Source organism: Congregibacter sp., assembly GCF_045107095.1.
Lineage (GTDB): Bacteria > Pseudomonadota > Gammaproteobacteria > Pseudomonadales > Halieaceae > Congregibacter.
Map to the genome: position 1 here is coordinate 136,723 of NZ_JBGCFU010000013.1, position 22,566 is coordinate 159,288.

Genomic DNA, 22,566 nt, shown 5'->3' on the forward strand with positions numbered 1-22,566 from the left:
AAGCTCTTTGGATAACACACGTTACACGCTGGCTGACCTACTGCGGATTATGCAGCGGTTGAGGGATCCCGAGCACGGATGTCCCTGGGATTTACAACAGGATTTCCAGAGTATCGTTCCGTCCACGCTGGAGGAGTGCTACGAACTGGCGGCTGCCATAGAAGCCGGCGACTATCCTCATCTTGCGGATGAGCTGGGTGATGTCCTGTTTCAGGTGGTTTTCTACGCGCAGCTGGGAGAAGAGCAAAAACTGTTTAGTTTTCAATCGGTGGTGCATGGACTCTCAGACAAGCTACTCCGGCGGCATCCCCATGTATTCGCTGACGGCGAGATCGAGGGCGTCGTGCACACAATGCCTGCCGAAGATGGCGTCCGGCTTGGGGATTCAAATGAGGACAGCGTAGGCAGTACCGAGGCAGTGAAACAGCAGTGGGAGGCTATAAAAGCCAAAGAGCGAGCAGGGCGTTCACAGCTGGGAGCGCTTGACGACGTTCCTGTGGCGTTACCGGCCCTACCCAGGGCGCAGAAGCTACAGAAGCGCGCGTCTCGCGTCGGCTTTGACTGGGATAGTGCTGAGCCCGTTTGGAGTAAGGTCGATGAGGAACTTGCCGAGCTTAGAGAGGCTGTCGCGCGAAAAAACGATGAGGACATCGAGGATGAGCTGGGAGATCTGTTGTTTACGGTAGTAAATCTTTCTCGCCATTTGAAGATTGATGCTGAGACCGCGCTGCGTCGAGCCAGTAGCAAGTTTGAGCGCCGTTTTCGGGCTATGGAAGCGCGCTGCGCAGCTCAGGGTCAGCCGCTAGAGGCACTCGATAGCGCAGCTATGGAGTTGCTCTGGAGTGACGCAAAGGCGTCGGAGTAACGTACAAACCTTAGACTAAAGCCGGCTTGTTTCCCCTCGATGCTGCCGGTATGGTGTCCGGCTCGGCTGTAGGGTGTGCCTGCAGGCTGATCGGATTATTATCTTAAGAAATGAGGACGTCCATGCGATTGATACTGCTGGGAGCTCCCGGTGCCGGTAAAGGTACCCAGGCTCAGTACATTACCGAAGCCTTTGGCATTCCTCAGATATCTACCGGCGATATGCTCAGGGCTGCCGTGAAGGCAGGAACGGAGTTGGGCTTGAAGGCCAAGGCAATTATGGACTCTGGCGGCCTTGTTTCAGACGACATCATCATCGGTTTGGTAAAAGAGCGTATTAGTGAGCCCGACTGCGCGGGCGGCTGCCTCTTTGACGGCTTTCCGCGAACGATTCCCCAGGCCCAGGCTATGGTCGATGCGGGGGTTAGCATCGATCACGTTATCGAGATTGCTGTTGATGATGATGAGATCGTAAAGCGCTTGAGCGGTAGACGGGTACATCCGGGCTCGGGGCGGATTTATCACATAGAGCACAATCCACCGAAGGTCGAAGGCGTGGACGATGAGACGGGCGAGCCTTTGGTTCATCGCGACGACGATCTTGAAGCAACCGTGCGCAAGCGCCTGGCGGTATATCAGGAGCAAACCAGACCCTTGGTGGACTTCTATAGCAACATGAGCGGCGCCGATGCGCCAGCCTGTCATTTCATTGCCGGTGTAGGCACTGTGCAGGAAATTCGAGCCAAGGTTGTAGCTGCGCTGGATGCTTAAACGGTGTTTTTGATGATGATCTAGTCCTGCTGGTCTAGATCATCGACTCTATTCAGGTTGAGAAAGCCTTCCGAGAACTCGGCGCCGAAGCTCAGTGACGCACTTTTACAACTCGCATACCACCCGCGTACAGAGTAGTCGCTACCATCTAGTCTCTCACTCACCTTTGCTAGCACAGAGACCCGTAAAGCGGCGCATAGGTAGTGTCCGCCGTGCGGGGTACTTGCGTAGATGATTTCCCTGTCCTCACGCTGCTCGAGTTCCGCCAGGAGGCGTTGCGGTACCTCGTGAGATAGTTTTGGCAGGTCACAGGGAAGTAGGATTAGTCGTACATCACTTTCTTCGTCAGAGAAAACCGGAGCTAAAGCCTCCAGGCCAGCCAGGGGACCTTGGTAGTCGGGACGAAGGTCAGAAATGACCTTAACGCCCTCGATACTCGCATAAAATTCTAGGTTCCTGTTCGCGCTGACAAAACAGCGTTCGCAGAGTGGATTTAGCAACTTTACCGCTCGTTCAGCATTACTCAAGCCATCGACCTGAATCAGGCCCTTATCTACACCGCCCATGCGCCGGCCCGCGCCGCCGCAGAGCACCAGGCCAACGACGTCAGTCATATCGTTTTCCCGGCTTAGCATTGCCTCCCGTGGCAGGGATTGTGTGGGATAATTGGGCCTCACCTTTGCCAGATTTCATATACTTGAGCCGTCTTCTCGCTATTGACAGTGCTACGGATGCCCTAAGCCTCGCGCTTGGGGACGAGCTTGCGTGTCGGTCTCTGCACCGCGTCATGCCAAGGCAGCATCAACAACTGTTGTTTACCCTGTTAGATGAGCTGTTGGAGGGGCAAAACCCCGCGAAACTCGACTTGGACGCTATTGTATACGGTCGCGGTCCCGGGTCCTTTACGGGACTGCGTATCGCGGTCAGCGCAGCTCAAGGCCTCGCTTTTAGTCTGGGAGTGCCCGTGGTGGGAGTCTCCAGCCTGGAAACTCAGGTACGGACCTTTATAAGGAAAGAAGAGGTTTCTCCGGGAGCGATGATACTGAGTTCCATTGATGCACGTATCGGACAGGTCTATGGACAGTGGTTCTCATTCATCGATGGGACGGTTCGCGCCTCAGGTGATGCTTTTGTCGCGCCCCCGGAAGCTTTGGAGCTTCCCGAAAACTGGCCACAGGCCGAGGGCCCCCTTATCGGCGTGGGTAGTGGCTTTGCTTTGCTGACCAGTATGCCTCTCGCGATTCGAGACCCCATTACGTCCTGGCCTGACGTGTTACCCGAGGCTCAGGACATGTTTGAACCTGCCAAGTTGGCGCTTGGGGCGGGACTTGGGCAGGACCCTATGCTTGCGACACCGGATTATGTGCAGTCACGCATAGGCTGGAAGACCCTTGCTGAGCAAGGACGCAGCGCATGATTGAGTGGTGGCAGGCCTTGGTGTTGGCGCTGGTTCAGGGCTTAACCGAATTTTTGCCCATCTCTAGCTCAGCGCATCTACTGTTGCCATCCATGCTTTTGGGTTGGCCCGACCAGGGCTTGGCTTTTGATGTGGCCGTACATTTCGGCACGCTCATTGCGGTAGTGATCTACTTCCGGCGAGATCTGTGGGCCCTGACTCTCGGTGGATGGGAGGCAGTGAGCAGTAGAACGATGAATGACAGTAGTCGGGAGATTGGCTTTTTGGCCTTAGCCACGGTACCAGCCGTTATTGTGGGCTTCGCTTTAAACGATGTGATGGATTCTCTACGTACTGTGCCAGTGATTGCGACCACAACTATTGTATTTGCGCTATTACTTGCCTACGCCGACGGACGGGTGAGTGCGACGCCTGTCGAAAATGTTGCCAGTTGGCAGATCGCATTAGTTATCGGCTGTGCTCAGGCCATTGCGCCTATACCGGGTACCTCTAGATCCGGAATAACAATCACCGCGGGTTTACTGTTGGGGCTGTCTCGTCACGCAGCGGCAAGGTTTTCTTTTCTGCTTTCGATTCCGATTATTCTGGGCGCAGCACTGCTGAAGACCTTGGACCTGGTATCGATAGACACGGCAGTGGATCTGCCATTGGTGCTCTTGGGTACCGCCGTTGCAGCGCTCAGCGCCTATGCTTGCATCGCTATGTTTCTTCGCCTTATAGAGGCCGTGGGCATGCTGCCATTTGTTATCTACCGCTTACTGCTCGGCGCTGTTTTGTGTGGGCTGTTGTGGGCCTAGGTTTCTAGGGCTTAAATGTTTTGAGGATGTCGCTTAAATGAAAGTCGCTTTTCTGGGGTTGGGCGTTATGGGGTTTCCCATGGCTGGACATTTGTCGCGCGCTGGGCATGAGGTGTGTGTGTATAACCGCACGCGTGCCAAAGCTGAGCTTTGGTTGGAAAGCTATAAGGGCAGGTTGGCCGATACTCCCGCAGAGGCTTCCACAGGCGCAGGTGTCGTTGCCCTCTGTGTGGGCAATGATGATGATGTTCGTCAGGTGATATGCGGCGATGGAGGCGTCTTTGAAGGAATCGCTAGCGGCGCAGTAATCGTGGACCACACCACGGCTTCTGCAGCCTTGGCACGAGAGCTCGCCACCTTATGTACGGCGCGGGAAATTGGCTTCGTGGATGCGCCGGTCAGTGGTGGCCAAGCTGGTGCTGAACAAGGTGCGCTCACGGTAATGGCCGGGGGTAATACAGATGCCTTTGATACTGCGCTGCCGGTTATGGAAGCCTATGCGAAATGTGTGCGCCTGCTGGGCGCCAGCGGAGCGGGGCAGTTGGCGAAGATGGTGAATCAGATCTGCATTGCCGGGGTTGTAGAGGGTTTGTCCGAAGCATTGCTGTTTTCCCAGCGTGCAGGCCTTGATACCGCGGCGGTGATCGACGTAATCAGTCAAGGCGCGGCGCAATCCTGGCAGATGGAAAACCGTTACAAGACGATGCTGGCCGGGGAGTATGAGCACGGTTTTGCCGTGGACTGGATGCGTAAAGACTTGTCTATCGTGCTTAGCGAGTCAGAGCGCATGGGACTTGATCTCCCGGTAACACAGTTGGTTGACGGCTTTTATGAGGAGGTACAAACCATGGGTGGGTCGCGCTGGGATACGAGCAGTTTGTTGGCGCGCCTGGAGTCCAAACATGCGGGATCAAACGATGAGGGCAAAGCATAGTGGACAAGGAGGTATTCAATCAGGGCTTGCTTGAGTTTCTATCCGAGTCCACGAGTCCTTTTCACGCGGTTCAGTCGATGTCCCAGCGTCTTCGTGACGCGGGGTTTGAGCCACTTAAAACTAACAGCCATATAGGTCCCGGCAGTACTGGGGTTTTCTACGAGCAGGGAGGAAGCCTAATCGCCTTGCGCCCTGGCTCCGAAGCCTTGGAAGAGAGTGGCTTACGTATGGTCGGCGCGCACACGGACAGCCCGTGTCTTATGGTTAAGCCGAATGCGGAGCAGCGCAAGCTGGGTTACCTGCAACTGGGTATCGAGGTCTACGGCGGGGCTTTACTGAATCCTTGGTTTGACCGCGATTTATCCCTCGCGGGACGAGTGAGTTATGAGGATGGAGCGGGAGCCGTAGCGACGGCGCTGGTGGACTTTCGCGACCCTATTGCTGTGATTCCCAGTTTGGCGATTCATCTTGATCGAGAAGCAAATAAAAACCGCAGTATTAATGCTCAGCTACAAATGGCCCCGTTGTTGTCCTTGGATACGCAGAGCTTTAATTTGCGAGAGTTTCTGAGTGAGCATTTACAGACGCGAGACCTGGATGTCACTGAGGTTCTTGATTACGAGTTGTGTTTTTACGATACCCAGCCCCCCGCGCAGATAGGACTTCGTGGTGAGTTCATTACTTCGGCGCGACTGGACAATCTGCTGTCCTGTTATACGGGACTGCAGGCTCTGATTGAAGCGGATGGATCGCAGTGGTCGTTATTGGTCTGTAATGACCATGAAGAGGTCGGCTCCTGTTCGTCTACCGGTGCTCAGGGACCGATGCTGCAGAACTTTCTGCAGGGGCTACTACCGGATCAGGTTTCGTTACCGCTGCTCATGCAGAGGTCGATGATGATTTCTGCGGACAATGCCCATGCGGTGCACCCCAGTTATCCCGACAAGCATGATGAGCGCCATGGACCGATGATCAACGGTGGCCCGGTGATTAAAGTTAATGCGAGTCAACGCTATGCTACGTCGAGTGATGGTGCCGCATTGTTCAGGCTGCTCGCCCGCAAGGAGTCGGTCGATGTGCAGGCCTTTGCCATGCGCGCAGACATGGCTTGTGGCAGCACGATCGGTCCGATTACTGCTGGTGAGCTAGGCGTTACGACGCTGGACATTGGCGTCCCCACCTTTGGCATGCATTCCATCCGAGAGCTGGCGGGAAGTGACGATGCCTGGGCACTGCAGCGGGTGCTGAGTGCCTACTTTAGCCACGCGTCACCACTTTTTGCAGCTAGTCCATGAGCTGCACGGTTGCCCTGCGGGCGAGTTGTGCATTGCTAACTGCGGTAAACCCTACTTTGAGGAGATGTAAATGAGCGTGCGACGCGTACTGACGGGTATAACAACCACCGGTACTCCACATCTGGGTAACTATGTAGGCGCGATTCGTCCTGCCATTCGCGCTGCGCAGCAGGCAGATAACGAATCATTCTTCTTCCTCGCGGACTACCATGCGCTCATCAAGTGTAGCGACCCGGAACAGGTGCAGCGATCAACGTTGGAGATCGCTGCAACCTGGCTTGCTCTTGGTCTTGATACTTCACGGGCGGTGTTTTATCGCCAGTCCGATATCCCCGAGATATCAGAACTCACCTGGATTTTAAATTGCAGTGCAGCGAAAGGGTTGATGAACCGAGCGCATGCCTACAAAGCGGCGGTGCAGGCGAATGAGGACAATGGGGATGATCCCGACTATGCAGTGACCATGGGCTTGTTTAGCTACCCGGTGCTTATGGCTGCAGATATTCTGATGTTTAGCGCTCACGACATACCAGTGGGGCGCGATCAGATTCAGCACGTGGAAATGGCGAGAGATATTGCCCAACGTTTTAACCACAACTACGAGGAGCTCTTTGTTCTACCGGAGGCACGGGTCGACGACAATGTCGCGGTGCTCCAGGGCCTGGATGGCCGCAAGATGAGCAAAAGCTATAACAACACGATACCCCTTTTTGACACCGAGAAACGCCTCAAGAAGGCTATTAATAAAGTGAAGACCAACCTTCTTGAGCCGGGTGAGCCCAAAGATACTGCGGACTCTACTGTTTTTCAGTTGTGGTGTGCTTTCGCGGACCAAGCGGGCGTTGCGTCCATGGAGCAGGCTTTTGCAGAAGGTATAGCCTGGGGCGAGGCGAAGAAGCAGCTTTTTGAACGGGTGAACGAGGAGCTGCGCGGCCCAAGAGAAGAGTACGACCGCCTTATCGCTGAGCCGGGTCATATTGAATCTGTGCTGCGCCAGGGAGCAGAGCGGGCCAGAGAGCACAGCGCGCCACTAATGGAGAAAGTGCGCTCCGCTGTGGGCATTCGGCCAATGGGCTGAAGTCCCGGCGCGTCGTTCCCCTGTACAGGGATGCGCAGGCTTACTCAGGCCGGTAGGCGAACTCCAAGAACACGCCTCGAGGCTGCCCTACAAAGTAGCGGTAGGATCCAAAGCCAAAATCTGCACGCTCGGCATAATCTTCATCCAGTAAATTTGTGACGCGCAGAGTGGTACTAAATCCCTTATTCAATGCCAGCGCAAGACGCAGGTTGAGTAGCTCGTGCCCCTCGTACTCGTGCTGGTTATCGGGTTCAAGGTAGTAGCTTCCCATGTGCACCCACTCAAGTTCGGTGCGCAAACTACGATTGTTCAGTAAGGCAAAATCACGGCCGAGTCGGGCGCTGCCGAACTGTCTGGGGGCTGTATCAATATCGTTGCCCTCGATATCAAGTCGCGAACCGAGCAAGTTGGCAGCACTATCATAGCGATGCCGCGCGACATTACCGTCAATACCCGCGTACCAACCGGATTCGCCGTTCCAGTAGAAACTGAACTCGATGCCTTCGTGGCTGGTTTTTGCCCCGCTGACATTCTGTCGGTCTGCATTCTGAAAGATGACATCACTCTTTTCCATAGCATAGACCGAGGTGTCGTAGCTGAAAGTACCGAAACTTCCTCTAACGCCGATATCAACGCTGGTGATGGTTTCGCTGTCTAAATCGGCGATCTCCTGTCCGGCTTGCAGGCGGTAGAGCTCCGCTGCCTGAGGAGGCCGAAAGCCTTGCGCGCCTCGCAGGTAGACACGATGCGCACCACTCAGGGCATAGGTGACTCCCAGATTGACGCTGCCATTGCTGAAGTCGTCCTCCCGGTCAGCGGGGCGAAAGAATCGACAAGCACTGGCCTCAGGTGCGCAGGCGGAGCCGTCGCCGGTTTGATTGTCGTAGTCGTAGCTGTTTTGCTCCAGTCGTACGCCAGCTGCAAGGCCCAGACGCGAGCTCAGCTGCCAATTCGCCTGGGCATAAATAGCCGCAGACAGGGCGTCGACTTCGTAATCGTAGTGAACGCCCGCAGGTTGATTAGGACTGAAGTTATCGTCCTGGACTTCTCGAAGCCAGCCGCGGGTAGCATCGATATCTACGCCCGTGCTCCAACTGAAGGTTTCTGAGCTGTCGCTAAGCGCAACTCTGAGTCCCAGACTTTCCTGACCATTTTTCTCTGTGGCCTGCCAGGGCAGAAAGTGCTGAAGAAATTCCATGGAGGTACGTCGAAGATACGGCGTGATACTCAATTGGCCGGCATCCGTGTCACGCCGCCAGCGGCTATAGGCTCTAAGGGCAAAGCTGTCACGATAAGCTTCGGGATTGGGGTTCACTTTCTTTAGGTTGGGATCCTTGTAGGCCTCAAAGCCCGCCACAAAGCCAGAGGTCTCTTGGTTGAGATTAGTGGCCTCGACGGCATTGGTTACTTGCCAAACGTCTCCCTGGAAGTCGTGACGCATCGTGAGTTTCTGCTGATCAAAGCCGGCGTTGTCTTTGTACCCACCATCGGTAACGCCATTGAAGTAGACGCCGACTGCGTGCTCGCCATGCTCCGCACGAAATTCGCCGCGGACTCTATAGTAGTCGTCCGGTCCTGCTTCAATCGCATAAGCGTTCTGTGGCCCGTTGCGAGGATCGGCCGTGAGCGTATTGATTACTCCATGGACAGCGTTTGCGCCATAGACTGCCGTACCCGGACCCCGGACTACTTCGATAGCGCCCGCTTGTTCACTGTTTACATCAAAGAGCTGATTGACGTTGCAAAATCCCGGTGCGCGCAAACTGATGCCGTCCCAGGCTGTATAGAAAGCACCACATCCGCCGCTGCCGGTGAGAACAGGCGATCGCAAGGCGATGAGACTCTCCTGACCATTGCCGCGAGATATCCATGCCCCCGGAGCTCGTTGCATCACCTGATTGATATGCACAGCGCCCGTCAGCAAGAGGGCTTCATCGTCAATACGAGACCAGGGCAGGGCGAGGTTTAAGCCTATCTCCGGTTCGCGGCTCGCACTCACGATGACCTGCTCGATACGTGAGGCGGCCTCGCCATCGCCTTGAGCCATGGACGATACTGCGATGGACATGCCCGTCAGGCAAGCAAGTGCCGGCAGTACTAAAGATGTGAGTGGTCGCATAGTGGCCAATTTTAAAGTCGTTATGAGTCGCGCGGCAGTGTAACGGAGCCTGCGCAGAGCCCCAAGTCCCTTAACAGCTATTGCGAATACCAGGGGTGTGCCGCAGCGGAGCTATTGAAGTTAACTTAGAGGCTTGGGGTGATCGCTTTCAGCAGATAGACTGAGCGCCTACTCATTCCTTCTAAGGGCACGTAATCAGTGCAACCCTTCGTTATTGCCATCGCCGGTCCCTCGGGGTCAGGTAAAAGCCTCTTTGCAGAGACGCTATGCGATGAGTTGCGGCGGGATGCCCCGCAGCTCGACGTCGTGCTCATCAAAGAGGACGCCTATTACCGTGATCAATCTCACGTAGCGCTCGAAGACCGTGAAAAGGTGAACTACGATCATCCTGAAGCTATAGAGCAGGATTTGCTTGCAAAGCACTTGCGCTCGTTAAGCGCTGGGCAGCCCGTGGAATCGCCTATGTACGATTACACGGTACATAACCGACGGCAGGAGACCGTGGGCATTGAGCCCGCCCCGGTGATTATCGTTGAAGGCATTTTACTCCTTACACACAGAGCGTTGCGTGATGCCTGCCATATAAAGTTTTACATGGACACGCCGCTGGACATTTGTCTTTTACGACGCATGGCTCGTGATGTGAAAGAGCGGGGGAGAAGTCTGGATTCGGTAACGGATCAGTACCAAGAGTCCGTGCGGCCTATGTACCACGAGTTTATTAAGCCCAGTGTCCGCCATGCCGATATGGTGATCACTCGGGGAGGGCGTAACCGAGTTGCTTTGGACATTGTACGAAACATGCTGCTGTCCGTTTCCCAGAACGAGGAGAAGGCGTGAGCGCCGTGTCCACAGCACTCCTTGCGGTGTTGGCGATAGTACTGTTTATCGCCATAGCTTGGCTGCTATCGCTGGATCGTCGTGCCGTGTCTTTGCGGACTGTGGGGGGCGCGTTTCTGTTGCAGGTGGGCATAGGGGGGCTGGCACTCTATGTGCCCGCAGGGCGGGCGGTTCTGGAGTCTCTGTCGACAGGGGTCGCTCGTGTGATCAGCTACGGACAGTCCGGGATTGACTTTGTCTTTGGCGACATTGGTCGCTACGAGGTGGGTTTCGTGTTCGCCTTTCATGTTTTGCCCATCATTATTTTCTTCTCGGCACTCGTTGCTGTGCTTTACCACATCGGACTCATGGGCTGGGTTATTCGCATCCTTGGAGGTGCCTTGCAAAAGCTTTTAGGCACAAGTCCTGCGGAGTCTATGTCAGCGACGGCGAATGTGTTTGTAAGCCAGACAGAAGCGCCCCTGGTAATTAAGCCTTACATCGCGTCCATGACCCGCTCTGAACTTTTTGCTGTGATGGTCGGCGGCATGGCTACAGTCGCGGGCTCCGTTCTTGCGGGCTATGTGGCTCTTGGTGTGGAGATGCGATACCTCTTGGCGGCGAGTTTTATGGCCGCTCCCGGAGGTCTTTTGATGGCCAAGTTATTGGTACCCGAGCAGCAGTCGGCACCAAAGACCGAAGAGGCTATGGATCTCTCTATCGAAAAGAGCGTAAACGTTTTTGATGCGGCGGCGACGGGAGCCGGTAATGGCTTGTCTTTGGCGGTCAATATAGGCGCGATGCTGCTTGCTTTTGTTGGTCTCATTGCGCTGGTGAACGGTTTGCTTGGAGGGCTGGGTAGTCTTGTGGGCTGGGATGCTCTCTCGCTTGAGCTGTTGCTGGGTAATCTGTTTCGGCCAATGGCCTATTTGTTGGGTGTGCCCTGGGACGAGGCCGCGGTCGCGGGAAATCTCATTGGCCAGAAGCTGGTGCTGAACGAGTTTGTTGCCTTTGGCTCATTCTACGAAGATAAGTCGCTGCTTAGCGATCACGCTCAGGCGGTGGTGTCTTTCGCGCTTTGTGGTTTCGCGAATCTTTCTTCTATCGCAATACTGATCGGTGGTCTCGGGACTTTGGCACCCGAGCGCCGCCCTCTCATCGCACAATTAGGCCTTCGTGCGGTGTTAGGAGGCTTTTTGGCCAACTTGCTGAGCGCGGCGATTGCCAGCTTCTTTTTGTCGCTAGGCTGATATGGCCGTACCTTCGTGCATGCAATGAGCGTTAAATGAACTCTTCATCGGTGTTAACAGTTAGTGATGATCTTCCTATCGCTGTCGCGCGACCGGTGCATAGCGGGAAGGTACGTTCAGTGTATTTTCTGCGTCCTGAAGACTCCCAGCGCCTTATTCAAGAGCGAGGTTACGAGCTAGCGCCACACAGTGATTTGGCGGTAATGGTGATCTCTGATCGTTTGTCCGCCTTTGATTGTCTCTGGCGCAGTGAGAGTTTCAGCGGGGTTCCTGGCAAGGGTGCTGCGTTAAACGCCATTGCGGCTCATTGGTTCGCGGCGTTTGACGACAGGGAACTGATATCTCATCACTTACTGGAAATGCCTCATCCGATGGTGTGGATCGTTCGCCAGGCGCAACCACTCATGATCGAGGCGATTGCCCGGCGCTACATTACCGGATCGTTGTGGCGCGCCTATGCTCGAGGAGAGCGGCACATTGGCGGTATTGCATTACCCGACGGTCTCGAACAATTCCAGCGGTTAGAGTCGCTGCTCTTCACGCCATCCACCAAGGGAATCATTCGAGGTGTTCCCGAGGTGCCTGATACTGATGATGCGCCTGTTTCGCCTGATGCCTTGAGGAGTCATTACGGGGCATTCGGCTTGCAGAGCGAAGCACAACTGAACGAATGTGTTGATGCCTTGCGCACAGGATTTACGACGATCGAGAATGAACTCTCGAAGCAGGGAGAGTTACTCGTGGATACCAAGTTTGAATTTGGTATCGCGCCCGCGTTCGCCGGCGGGAGCGAACTCATCTATATGGATGAAGTTGGCACTCCAGATTCATCGCGTATTTGGCGTCAGCAGGATTGGGCGCGCGGAGAACCCAAAGAGCACAGTAAGGAGCAATTTCGAGAATCCTTAATGTCCTGGGTCAGCGACGAGGATATGCTTCTTGATCCCACCCGTATGAGCGAGCGTAGTGACTACGCTAGGGATAACGCCGTTCCGGATGAGTTTTTTGAAGCATTGTCTGAGACCTATGCAGCGCAGGCGGAGCGTATTTTGGGCAAGCCCTTACCCGCAGTCGAAAAGCCTAGAGAGACTGTGCTGGACATACTCAATGAGCAGTTTGGCTTAGTGGTTTAACGAGTGCTACCGCAAGACCCAATGTTCTACACGGTGAGTATTCCCGCGGTGCTTCTGTACGGCGTTGCCAAAGGAGGCTTCGGTGGAGCTGTGGCAATTCTGGCAGTGCCCCTGATGGCCCTGGTGATGCCGCCGGCGCAGGCAGCGGCGATTCTCCTGCCGATCCTGGTGGTAATGGATATGGTGGTGATCTACAGCTACCGCGGTCAGTTTGATTCCCGCGCGCTGCGGTTGCTGATTCCTGGAGCCTTGTTGGGTCTCCTTGCGGGTTACCTTCTGGCAGATTCTGTTAACGATGCGATGATGCGCTTACTCGTAGGTTTCGTGGCCCTGGTGTTTGGGCTGCAGACCCTCATCGGTTGGTTGTCTTCGCTGGGCAAGGAGCATAACCGGTGGAGCGCGACGCTCATCGGTGCGCTGTCCGGATTCACAAGTTTTAGTATCCATGCTGGCGGCCCTCCTTTTGCGATGTATCTCTTGCCCAAGAAACTTCCGCCGCTTATCTATGCCGGCTCTGCCGGTTTGTTCTTTACCGTGGTAAACATTGTCAAACTTCCTGCCTATTACGCGTTGGCACAGTTTACGAGAGAGAATCTCGTGAATTCTTTAGTACTCGTGCCCATCGCCCCCCTAGGCGTTTTACTGGGAAGAAAGCTGGTACAGATTTCTAACCCCAAGGTCTACTACAAGGTAATCTCATTCTTTCTGGTGATCGTTGGAATCAAGTTGATTCTTGATGGCTACGGAGCCCTTTGACCGCTGAAGCGGCCTATCACAATCAAGATTCCAGCTGTTTCCGATGCTGACAGCGGGATATACTTTGAACCTTCACAACTCCATACAAAGAGCTGAGCATACGCATGCAGGATAGTCCCCGTTACGTCAAACTCACCGACAGCCTCGCTGCCTCACCTCAAATACAAGCGGCGGATATGGCGGCTATCGCAGAAGCTGGGTATGAAGTAGTCATCAATAACCGCCCCGATGGCGAAGCTATGGGGCAGCCAGGTTCAGAGGAGTTGCGAGCGGCCGCGGAGGCGGCTGGACTCGAATATCACTATTACCCCCTCAATGCCTTCAACTACCCGGGTGATGACCTGGCAAGTATGGCGGCACTCTTCGATGACTCTCGTGCCGTGTTCGCGTTTTGCAGGAGCGGAACCAGATCGAGCAATCTCTGGATCAGCAGCCGCACGGGGGACGAACAGGAGCAAGCGAGGCAGCACGCTCAGCAGCTCGGATTCGATGTTTCTATGTCTATGGGCTAAGAATCGTCTTGGCACCAGTTTTTAATTCAGCTTTCAAATTTGAACAAATACTCAATGGAAGGAGTACCTTTATGAAGCGTCAGCTTCTCGCGCTAGCCCTCGCATCCGGACTTTCATATTCCTCTTTACCTTTTGCAGACTCCCTCAGTGACGCGATTTCCAAAGACTACGACAGTCATTTGGGAGAGCTGTTTGTGTACTTCCATGAAAACCCTGAACTGTCGTTTATGGAAAATAAAACCGCGGCGCGCCTAGCGGCAGAATTACGTGACACAGGGTTCGAGGTTACCGAGGGCGTAGGTGGAACAGGACTTGTAGCTATTCTGGAGAACGGTCCCGGCCCATTGGTGATGATGCGTGCAGACATGGATGGACTGCCTGTTGAGGAGAAGACAGGCTTGGAATACGCCTCTAAAGCAAAGCAGGTGGATCCCGATGGCAACGAAGTGTTCGTCATGCACGCATGCGGACACGATGTTCATATTACGAGCCTTGTGGGTACTGCGCGGCAAATGATGGCTCGGCGGGACGAGTGGTCGGGTACGCTCATGCTCATAGGACAACCCGCTGAAGAGCGGATCTCGGGGGCTGAAGCCATGATGGAAGATGGTATCTGGGAACGCTTTGGCCAGCCGGATATGGCGATGGCGTTTCATGTGACATCAGCAATCCCTACAGGGAAGTTGTCAGCGGCTATGGGCGCGGCCTATTCTGGTGGTGACACTGTTGAGATCATAGTCCACGGGATTGGCGCCCATGGGGCGGCACCCCACGCGGGTGTTGACCCGGTGGTGCTCGGGTCACAAATTGTACTGGCTCTACAAACGGTGGTGAGCCGCACCTTGCCACCCAGAGATGCGGGAGTGATTACTGTGGGTGCATTCCACGCAGGCACCAAGAACAATATTATTTCTGATAAGGCGCATCTAAAACTGACGGTGCGAAATGACGACCCGGCGACGCGTGAGTTGTTGCTGGATGGTATCCGCCGTGTAGCGGTCAATATGGGACGCGTCGCCGGATTGCCCGACGATAAGCTGCCCGAAGTAATTGTTTCTGACGAGTCTGTGCCCGTGACGGCAAACGACCTCGCCATGACAGAGCGTCTTCGCGGCGTATGGAAAACGCGCTTTGGGGACGACGTACTGTGGGACAAAAAACGCAAGGCCATGGGCTCCGAGGACTTCCCGTTTTTCACCACAGAACCCTATATTCCCAGTACGTACTTTGCCGTTGGAGGAACACCTCCGGAAGCATTCAGCGCCGCGGCTGCGGGCGGTGAGCCGGTCCCGTCCCATCATTCCCCGCTGTTTAAGATTGCGCCGGAGCCCGCAGTCACCTTGGGTGTGGAAGCCACTGTCGTAGGCCTGATGGAGTTGATGGGGAAATGAGTGTCGAAATCAGACCGGCGAGTACCGTAGTCCTGCTCCGTGATGGCGAGCAGGAAATGGAAGTGTTAATGGTACGCAGGAATAGAGCACTGGCATTCGCCGGGGGGTTTTGGGTGTTCCCAGGCGGCGCTGTGGACGCTGCCGATCGAGAGCAGGGCGGTGATGATGCTGACGAGGCGGCAAGGGTTGCAGCTGCAAGAGAAGCGGAAGAGGAAGCTGGAGTTTGTCCTGATCCCGAAGCAATGGTGCTCGTTAGCCATTGGACGACGCCTGTGGGAGAACGCAAGCGCTTTTCGACGTGGATTTTTGCCGGGGAGGTCGCACCCGATTCCGAAGTGGTGATCGATGGTAGTGAGATACATGACTATCAATGGATTGGGGTGAAACAAGCTTTGGATACTCACAAAGCCGGAGAGCTGCCCATGATGCCGCCTACGTTTATTACCCTATGCGCTGTCGCACGGTATGACACCGCATCGGAGGCTCTGGCGGGAGAGCGCGAGACGCCGTGTCCGCGCGTACTGCCGCTCTTGGTCCCTCTGGAAGGTGAGGGCGCTTTTGCCACCCTTTATCCTGGTGATGCTGCTTACGAAAGCGGTGACCTTGAAGCGGAGGGCCCTCGACATCGTGCGTTTCTATCTAATGGCAGCTGGCAATATGTATACGAGGGTGTGAGCGAGCCGCCTTTGTATCCTCAGGACTAATCCTTTGCCAACTATCCGAACACAAAATGACGAAGAGGATGCGCCGCCTGATGTGTCGTTGCAGAAGCAGTACCCGCTGTGGGATCTGCCAGTTCGATTGATTCATTGGTTGATCTTGCTGCTGCTTCCAGCGAGCTGGTGGACAGCAGAGGAGGGGTATCAGGAGGTCCATCAGTGGTTAGGTCTAACTCTGCTGCTTGCGGTGTTAACACGCCTCTGCTGGGGTATCGTGGGCTCTCCACAATCAAGGTTTAAAGACTTTCTGCGCGGACCGATGGGGGTATTGGCGTACTTTCGAGGAGCGTCCAGTACCACGCCAGGTCATAACCCTGCGGGGGGGTGGTCTGCTCTGTTGCTGTGGCTTCTTTTGTTGGCACAGGCGCTAACCGGGACGGTGAATACCGACGATGTTTTGTACACCGGCCCCTTCTATTATGTGTTTGATACCGGGATAAGCGACGCCTTGGCGGCGTATCACGAGATAATCTTCAATGTGCTTCTCGGGTTCATTGCTCTCCATGTCGCGTCCGTTCTTTATTACGAGCGAGTGCGTAAACAGAGACTTTTGAAGCCGATGGTGTTGGGGAAGACAGAGGGGCGGGTTGGAACGGGGCCAGCGCAACCGGTTTACAAGGCGCTGATCATTGCGATTTTACTTGCGGGGATGCTGTTTGCGCTGCTTGAACTTGCACCCGCTCCACCGGTATCCGATTACTACTGGTAACAGGAACTGGCGGCGACACCACGAAGAGGTTTCTGGCACATACCAGGGCGCAAAGCGCCCCGGTAGACAGGTAGACAGGTAGAACGATACAAAGATAAAGCGGTAGAAAGGCCTAGTACAAGTAGTCTTTAGACTTGTACTCATCGTGACAGGCTTTGCAGGCACCGCCGGTGTCTTTAATGGCGCCACCGATAGCTCCGCGATCGCCAGTTTGAGCAGCGGCTAAAAGCCCCTCGGCGGCAGATTGGAGGGCGGCGTACTTCTCCAGGAAATCGTCGGTGTTCTCCCAGATTTCAGGCTTGGCTCGGGTTGTACCCTTGTCTGAGCCCGGGCCAAACGCGCGAGCTACGTCTACACTGGCGACAGCGGCAAAATCTTCGGCGAGCGCTAGCATTTTTGCATCGTCCCAAGGCATATCACCTTTGACCATCGCTGCCATGGGGCCAAAGTTCATGGCGATCAGTGTGAAGTAAGATTGGCGATAGGACTGCATAGCCTCTTCCTTCACCAAGTGAGATAGCGCCACGGGCGCTGCGCTAAGAGTGAGTACCGCTAAACCGGTCGCAAGCAACTTCTTCGACATACAACTTCTCCTGTTTGTTTTCTTGAGCACTATCAGTGATGAACACGCGTCCCGTTAATAGAACCCTAATCCGGCGGCTTCTGCAAGAGACTAAGTGTTTGCGTCAACTTTGTGTTTCAGCGGAACACGGCTTGATCGCCGAGCCCCTGGTCTTCTGTGCCCGCTAACTGTGCGCGATAACTGTCTTCCAGAGTGATAGTGCCGAACTCGGGGGTTGCGTCTGCGTCGTAGCTTTCTCTGGCCGCATCCCAGAGCAACATTGACTCCGTCGCATAGTAATGTCCAATGCGTGCAAACTCTGCCTTGTCGGCAAACTTTTTTGACAAGCGAGCGGGCACGGCTAGTATCGCTGCGATCACCTTTAGTAACGTTGGACTGACTCCGCGAGTGCGCAGGGGTTGATCTGTGACACGCGCTAAAAGCTGCGCTTGTTCTAATGGCGTTATCGCCGGTCCCGGTCCACCAATAGCCTGTACCCCCTGTAGATCGTGGGACTCCAGGCTCAAACGTATGAAGGTGGCGAGGTCTGACTCGGCGATCGGTTTGCACCGAGTGAGCGTGCCGTCTCCGAACATAAGAAAAGGCTTTCCCTCACTGACTCGCTTGAGCTGCCCGCTAAGGGATTTGAAAAAGGCAGTAGCGCGGACGCTCGTATAAGCTATTCCTGACGCGGCCAGTTCGTCTTCGAATTTCAGCTTGGCGAACTGAAACGCCAGTCGCGGTTTCTGTATGCATATGGCGGACAGGAGTGTGAAGTGTCTGACGTCATTGCCAAGAGCCCACTCAAGGAGTGCGTGATTGGCAAGGTAATCGACTTCATAGCTATCCTTTACGCCGCCGCTCCGACTGGCGATGCAAGACACGATGCTATCTATCGGGAAGGCCTGTAGAGCGTCATTTAGATTTGCTACGTCCTGCAGGCGTGTTGGGCAAAAGGTAAGGCTACCCTGCGTGCTGGAGCTTGCGAAGGCTTCCAATGCCTTCGCAGCAGCAGCTTGGTTATCCCGGACGGGGCAGATAACTGCGTAGTCATGTTGTAAAAGCTCTCGGGCTACCCGAGAGCCTATATAGCCGGTAGCGCCGGCAAGAAGAACTGTTTGCTTCAGGCCCTAGCGCCCCAACATCGTGCGAGCTACGAGTTCACGCATGATCTCCGATGACCCGCCGTAAATGCGTTGGATGCGCGCATCGGTATAAAAGCGCGAGATGGGATATTCAACGGTGTAGCCGTAGCCGCCAAACAGCTGCAAGCAATCGTCAATGGTGCTGCACTGCATTTCACAGGAAGCGAGCTTAAGCATCGCGGCCTTGTCAGCGGTAAGCGCGCCCCCTGCGTATTCGTCAGCACACTGCTCGTAGAGCGCTCGGCTGAGCCCAATCTGGGTTTTCACATCGGCAAGCTTGAAGCGAGTGTTTTGAAACTCGCCGATGCTCTGCCCGAAGGCTTTTCGCTCTTTTACGTAATCGACGGTGATATCCAGAGCGCCCTCAGCGGAGCCGACCGCCTGTGCTGCGATACCGAGGCGCTCTCTCGGAAGCTCTTCCATCATGATTATAAAGCCCCGGTTTTCCTCCCCGAGGAGGGCGTTCGCCGGAAGTCGTACATCTTGGAAAAAAAGTTGTGCAGTATCCGAGGTGTGCTGGCCAATTTTTTCGATCTTACGGCTTTTCTCAAACCCAGGTAGCGTCGTATCTACCAAAAAGAGTGATGTGCCTTTTGCACCTTTACCGGGGTCGGTGATCGCAGCGACGACAACGATGTCTGCGTGAATACCGTTGGTGATAAAGATTTTTGAGCCATTGAGTATCCACTCGTCACCGTCCCGCACGGCATTCGTGCGGATACCTTGAACGTCAGAGCCAGCACCGGGCTCAGTCATGGCGAGCGCGCCAAAGGCTTCTCCGCTGACCATTTTCGGTAACCATTGCTGCTTTTGCTCGTCGGTGCCATGGCGGCTGATATAGGGCGCCACAATATTGGAGTGTATGCCGTAGCCCGTTGCGATTCCGCCAAATCCCATGCGAGAGAGTTCTTCAATGAGCATCAGCGTCACATGGGGTGCTGTACCTGCGCCGCCATAAGCTTCATCGACGTCGGGGCAGAGCAAGCCCGCTGCTCCCATGGTGTTCCAGAACTCGCGAGGTACCAGGTGGTCTTCTTCCCATGTTTCAAAGTGAGGCCCTATCTCCTGCTCAAACGCGCGGCGCGCCATGTCGCGAAAGAGGGTCATCTCGTCACTGGCAATATCCATGTTCATGGTATTTGTCCTCGAATAGGCTAAGCAATTAGGGGCGCATATTGTGGGTGATACACCCGGTAGGTGCAAGGAAGCTCCGGTCTCAGGCTTGTGAGCTTTGCGGCGGACTCGTTACCGTCAGAGCCTTACTCTGGATGATAAAAAACGGTGCTTTCCCTCAGCTTCTGCGGTGCTAAACTCCGGTCTCGGATTTTTCGATAACACCACAATAATGGAGCAAGTCCTATGCGCGAGCATCTACAGTTTTATATTAATGGCGAGTGGGTTGACCCTGCGGTTGCCAAGCCTTTCGATGTTATCGACCCCGCTCACGAGACCGTTTGTGCGCGAATCTCTTTAGGTTCTGAGGCAGACGTAGATCGAGCCGTAGCGGCGGCAAAGGCGGCTTTTGAGACCTATGGCGTCAGCAGTCGTGAAGAGCGTATTGCCTTGCTCGAGCGCTGCATTGAGGTGTACCAGTCTCGCTACCAGGATATGGCAGAAGCCATTCGTACCGAGATGGGCGCCCCAAAGGGCTTGGCTGAGACGGCTCAGGCCCACACCGGTCTTGGGCATCTGCAGCAGGCGCTGGATGTGCTTCGAGAGTACGAGTTCGAAGAAGACCTTGGGCAGCATCGTCTTGTCAAAGAGCCCATTGGCGTCTGTGGAATGATCACGCCCTGGAACTGGCCGGTAAATCAGATCGCTTGCAAGGTCGCTCCCGCATTGGCAGTGGGCTGTACGATTGTTCTGAAGCCCAGTGAAGTGTCTCCTTTGTCCGCTCAGATTTGGGCCGAGATCATGCATGAGGCCGGAGTTCCTGCCGGTGTCTTCAACATGGTAAATGGTGATGGGCCGACTGTAGGTGCGGCTTTGTCCAAGCATCCTGATGTCGACATGATGTCCTTCACTGGTTCGACGCGAGCTGGTACACAAGTCGCGATGAATGCTGCGCCGACGGTTAAGCGGGTCACGCAGGAGTTGGGTGGTAAGTCGCCGAACATCATCCTTGATGATGCGGACTTTGATGCAGCGGTCTCTCGCGGTGTCATGAGCATGTTTATGAACAGTGGCCAGTCCTGCAACGCTCCATCGCGAATGTTTGTTCCTGCAGCCCGATTGGCCGAGGTCGAAGCGATAGCGGCCAACGTCGCTGCCAGCGTTGTGGTTGGCGACCCCGCGAACGAGGCGACACAGATCGGTCCGGTCGTGTCAGAGGTTCAGTTCAACAAGATCCAGGGACTTATTCAGGCGGGTATCGATGAGGGGGCTACCCTCGTTGCGGGAGGCACGGGCCGACCTGATGGCTTGGATGCGGGCTACTACGTTAAGCCTACGATCTTCTCAGGCGTGACGAACACCATGACCATTGCGCGGGAAGAGATTTTTGGTCCGGTGCTGGCAATACTCCCCTATGAGAGTGAGGACGAGGCGATCGCCATGGCGAACGATACGCCCTACGGTCTTGCGGGTTATGTGCAGAGTGGTGATATAGAGCACGCGCGGCGAGTGGGGCGACGTATTCGTGCCGGCAACATCCACATCAACGGTGCTTCCGGTGGCTACGAGGTGCCTTTTGGTGGCTTTAAGCAATCTGGAAACGGCCGCGAATGGGGCGAGCACGGTTTCACGGACTATCTGGAGATCAAGGCTATGGAGGGCTTTGCAGCCTAATGCCTGACTTCATTCTTGCGATCGATCAGGGCACGACGGGCAGTACCGTCGCCCTGGTTGATTCGCAGGGGCAGCTCTGCGCCAGCGTAAACATCGAGTTTCCGCAGGTGTTCCCAAAACCCGGGTGGGTAGAGCATGACCCGGAGGCTATCTGGTCTTCAGTAGAAAAAGCGCTTTCGCGGCTTCTTCGTAAAAAGCTGTGCAAGCCCTCGGATATTGTCGCTGTTGGCATCACCAACCAGCGTGAAACCTCAGTACTCTGGGATCGACGGAGCGGTGACGCGCTGCACAACGCGATTGTTTGGCAGTGCAGACGGACTAGTGACTTTTGTGACGCCCTGCGCGATGCCGGTCATGAAGATACCGTAAGAAAGCGCAGCGGTTTGGTCTTGGACCCCTATTTCAGCGCCAGTAAGTTTCGTTGGCTTTTGCGCGAAGTACCTGCTGCAAAGCGTGCATTAAAAGCTGGCGCTCTAGCTGCGGGGACCATTGATAGTTTTCTGCTATGGCGACTGACAGGGGGGGAGGAACACGCGACGGATGTGAGCAATGCAGCACGTACTTCCTTGATGAATTTGAAGACCCTGCAGTGGGATGAGGAGCTTAGCCGGCTCTTTGAAGTTCCCACAAGCATGCTTCCCGAAATACGTCCAAGCAGTGGAATTTTTGGGCACACGCGGGGAGTGCGGGGTCTTCCTGACGGCATCCCCATCACCGGCATAGCGGGGGACCAGCAGGCAGCGCTCTTTGGTCAGGCGTGTTTTACGGCTGGGGATGCTAAATGTACCTTCGGGACCGGTTCGTTCATTGTGATGAACACAGGGGATGAGCGGGTGGTTTCAAAGTCCGGTTTGCTAACGACCGTTGCCTGGCAGCTAGACAATAAGGACCCCGTGTACGCCTTGGAAGGGGGCGCTTTCGTGTGTGGGGCTGCAGTGCAGTGGCTGCGCGACGGACTGGGATTGATAAGGCGGGCCTCTGATGTGGAGGCTCTTGCATCCAGCGTACCTGATCACGGCGGTGTGGAGTTTGTTCCAGCACTCACGGGCCTGGGAGCGCCCCATTGGGCGGCTGACGCACGAGGCTTGATTACCGGCTTAACCCGCGGAAGTACGCGGGGCCACATAGCTCGCGCAACTTTGGATGCGATGGCACTTCAAAATGTCGATATCCTGAAATGTATGGAAGCGGATCTCGGTAAGCGGATGCGGCCGCTGCGCGTTGATGGAGGTGCTGCGGCTAATGATCTGCTTATGCAGTCTCAGGCTGACTACCTCGGCAGAAAGCTGGTGCGTCCTCGAATAACTGAGACCACCGTGGCCGGCGCGAGCTATCTTGCCGGATTGGGTGTCGGTCTTTGGCGCAACAGTGCAGAAATAAAGCGTATATGGCAGCCTGAGAGTGAGTTTGCCGTTAGCGTAACGGCAGCGAGTCGGCGCAGACGGATGGAAAGTTGGCAGGCCGCGGTCCGCCAGACGCTTCAAAGTCAGACACTTCGAAGATAGACG

The 22,566-nt window shown here is 55.2% G+C and carries 22 protein-coding genes; 17 read left to right on the top strand and 5 right to left on the bottom strand.

Annotated elements, in window-relative coordinates; genetic code table 11:
- The first annotated feature begins 7 nt into the window (after positions 1–7).
- Both mazG and adk read left to right on the top strand, forming a co-directional pair.
- Positions 8–865, top strand: coding sequence for a nucleoside triphosphate pyrophosphohydrolase (mazG, locus tag AB8B76_RS03020; protein ID WP_405270089.1), 858 nt, complete (start codon positions 8–10; stop codon positions 863–865).
- A 122-nt stretch (positions 866–987) separates the two neighbouring features.
- Positions 988–1,635, top strand: coding sequence for an adenylate kinase (adk, locus tag AB8B76_RS03025; protein WP_405270092.1), 648 nt, complete (start codon positions 988–990; stop codon positions 1,633–1,635).
- Positions 1,636–1,655: 20 nt separating this feature from the next.
- Here adk and AB8B76_RS03030 read toward each other — a convergent pair whose 3' ends face one another.
- Entirely contained in the window at positions 1,656–2,249 is a 594-nt protein-coding gene (locus AB8B76_RS03030) for a molybdenum cofactor guanylyltransferase (RefSeq protein ID WP_405270095.1), read from the bottom strand.
- Between the two features lie 83 nt (positions 2,250–2,332).
- On the opposite strand from AB8B76_RS03030, the gene tsaB reads away from it, so the two are divergent.
- From tsaB to trpS, 5 genes are all read left to right on the top strand, one after another.
- Positions 2,333–3,052, top strand: coding sequence for a tRNA (adenosine(37)-N6)-threonylcarbamoyltransferase complex dimerization subunit type 1 TsaB (gene tsaB, locus AB8B76_RS03035; protein ID WP_405270098.1), 720 nt, complete (start codon positions 2,333–2,335; stop codon positions 3,050–3,052).
- Complete coding sequence (locus AB8B76_RS03040; protein ID WP_405270204.1) at positions 3,052–3,849, top strand: undecaprenyl-diphosphate phosphatase; 798 nt, start codon at positions 3,052–3,054, stop codon at positions 3,847–3,849. Before tsaB ends, AB8B76_RS03040 begins: the two co-directional genes overlap by 1 nt.
- Before the next feature lie 37 nt (positions 3,850–3,886).
- Complete coding sequence (locus tag AB8B76_RS03045; RefSeq protein ID WP_405270101.1) at positions 3,887–4,783, top strand: NAD(P)-dependent oxidoreductase; 897 nt, start codon at positions 3,887–3,889, stop codon at positions 4,781–4,783.
- Positions 4,783–6,078, top strand: coding sequence for a M18 family aminopeptidase (locus AB8B76_RS03050; RefSeq protein ID WP_405270104.1), 1,296 nt, complete (start codon positions 4,783–4,785; stop codon positions 6,076–6,078). The genes AB8B76_RS03045 and AB8B76_RS03050 overlap by 1 nt, the downstream gene beginning before the upstream one ends.
- Positions 6,079–6,148: 70 nt before the next feature.
- The gene (gene trpS / locus AB8B76_RS03055; protein WP_405270107.1) at positions 6,149–7,156 is read left to right on the top strand and encodes a tryptophan--tRNA ligase; all 1,008 of its coding nucleotides are present in this window, start codon (positions 6,149–6,151) and stop codon (positions 7,154–7,156) included.
- 40 nt (positions 7,157–7,196) lie between these two features.
- Here the strand turns inward: trpS and AB8B76_RS03060 are convergent, their stop codons facing one another.
- Positions 7,197–9,275 (bottom strand): TonB-dependent receptor, encoded by a 2,079-nt coding sequence (locus tag AB8B76_RS03060; RefSeq protein ID WP_405270206.1) that lies wholly within the window; start codon positions 9,273–9,275, stop codon positions 7,197–7,199.
- Positions 9,276–9,473: 198 nt separating this feature from the next.
- Here AB8B76_RS03060 and udk point away from each other — a divergent pair, with 198 nt between their 5' ends.
- From udk to AB8B76_RS03100, 8 genes are all read left to right on the top strand, one after another.
- Entirely contained in the window at positions 9,474–10,115 is a 642-nt protein-coding gene (udk, locus tag AB8B76_RS03065; protein ID WP_405270110.1) for a uridine kinase, read from the top strand.
- Entirely contained in the window at positions 10,112–11,344 is a 1,233-nt protein-coding gene (locus AB8B76_RS03070) for a NupC/NupG family nucleoside CNT transporter (RefSeq protein ID WP_405270113.1), read from the top strand. The genes udk and AB8B76_RS03070 overlap by 4 nt, the downstream gene beginning before the upstream one ends.
- 35 nt (positions 11,345–11,379) lie before the next feature.
- Positions 11,380–12,477 carry a phosphoribosylaminoimidazolesuccinocarboxamide synthase gene (gene purC / locus AB8B76_RS03075; RefSeq protein ID WP_405270116.1) on the top strand — a complete coding sequence of 366 codons (1,098 nt, stop codon included), beginning with the start codon at positions 11,380–11,382 and terminating at the stop codon, positions 12,475–12,477.
- A gap of 3 nt (positions 12,478–12,480) precedes the next feature.
- Positions 12,481–13,233, top strand: a complete 753-nt coding sequence (locus AB8B76_RS03080) for a sulfite exporter TauE/SafE family protein (RefSeq protein ID WP_405270119.1) — start codon at positions 12,481–12,483, stop codon at positions 13,231–13,233.
- 104 nt (positions 13,234–13,337) lie between these two features.
- On the top strand, positions 13,338–13,745 hold the full coding sequence (locus tag AB8B76_RS03085; RefSeq protein WP_405270122.1) for a TIGR01244 family sulfur transferase: 408 nt from the start codon (positions 13,338–13,340) through the stop codon (positions 13,743–13,745).
- Positions 13,746–13,816: 71 nt separating this feature from the next.
- Entirely contained in the window at positions 13,817–15,136 is a 1,320-nt protein-coding gene (locus tag AB8B76_RS03090; RefSeq protein ID WP_405270125.1) for an amidohydrolase, read from the top strand.
- Positions 15,133–15,840 carry an NUDIX hydrolase gene (locus AB8B76_RS03095; RefSeq protein WP_405270128.1) on the top strand — a complete coding sequence of 236 codons (708 nt, stop codon included), beginning with the start codon at positions 15,133–15,135 and terminating at the stop codon, positions 15,838–15,840. Before AB8B76_RS03090 ends, AB8B76_RS03095 begins: the two co-directional genes overlap by 4 nt.
- A 4-nt stretch (positions 15,841–15,844) precedes the next feature.
- The gene (locus AB8B76_RS03100) at positions 15,845–16,564 is read left to right on the top strand and encodes a cytochrome b/b6 domain-containing protein (RefSeq protein ID WP_405270131.1); all 720 of its coding nucleotides are present in this window, start codon (positions 15,845–15,847) and stop codon (positions 16,562–16,564) included.
- Positions 16,565–16,676: 112 nt separating this feature from the next.
- Here the strand turns inward: AB8B76_RS03100 and AB8B76_RS03105 are convergent, their stop codons facing one another.
- From AB8B76_RS03105 to AB8B76_RS03115, 3 genes are all read right to left on the bottom strand, one after another.
- Complete coding sequence (locus AB8B76_RS03105) at positions 16,677–17,147, bottom strand: c-type cytochrome (protein ID WP_405270134.1); 471 nt, start codon at positions 17,145–17,147, stop codon at positions 16,677–16,679.
- A gap of 116 nt (positions 17,148–17,263) precedes the next feature.
- Positions 17,264–18,253, bottom strand: coding sequence for an NAD-dependent epimerase/dehydratase family protein (locus tag AB8B76_RS03110; protein WP_405270208.1), 990 nt, complete (start codon positions 18,251–18,253; stop codon positions 17,264–17,266).
- A gap of 3 nt (positions 18,254–18,256) precedes the next feature.
- Complete coding sequence (locus AB8B76_RS03115) at positions 18,257–19,405, bottom strand: acyl-CoA dehydrogenase family protein (RefSeq protein WP_405270137.1); 1,149 nt, start codon at positions 19,403–19,405, stop codon at positions 18,257–18,259.
- Positions 19,406–19,630: 225 nt separating this feature from the next.
- Between AB8B76_RS03115 and AB8B76_RS03120 the strand changes: the two genes are divergently transcribed.
- Both AB8B76_RS03120 and glpK read left to right on the top strand, forming a co-directional pair.
- Entirely contained in the window at positions 19,631–21,058 is a 1,428-nt protein-coding gene (locus AB8B76_RS03120; protein WP_405270140.1) for an aldehyde dehydrogenase family protein, read from the top strand.
- Positions 21,058–22,563, top strand: a complete 1,506-nt coding sequence (glpK, locus tag AB8B76_RS03125) for a glycerol kinase GlpK (RefSeq protein WP_405270143.1) — start codon at positions 21,058–21,060, stop codon at positions 22,561–22,563. Before AB8B76_RS03120 ends, glpK begins: the two co-directional genes overlap by 1 nt.
- Positions 22,564–22,566 lie beyond the last annotated feature (3 nt).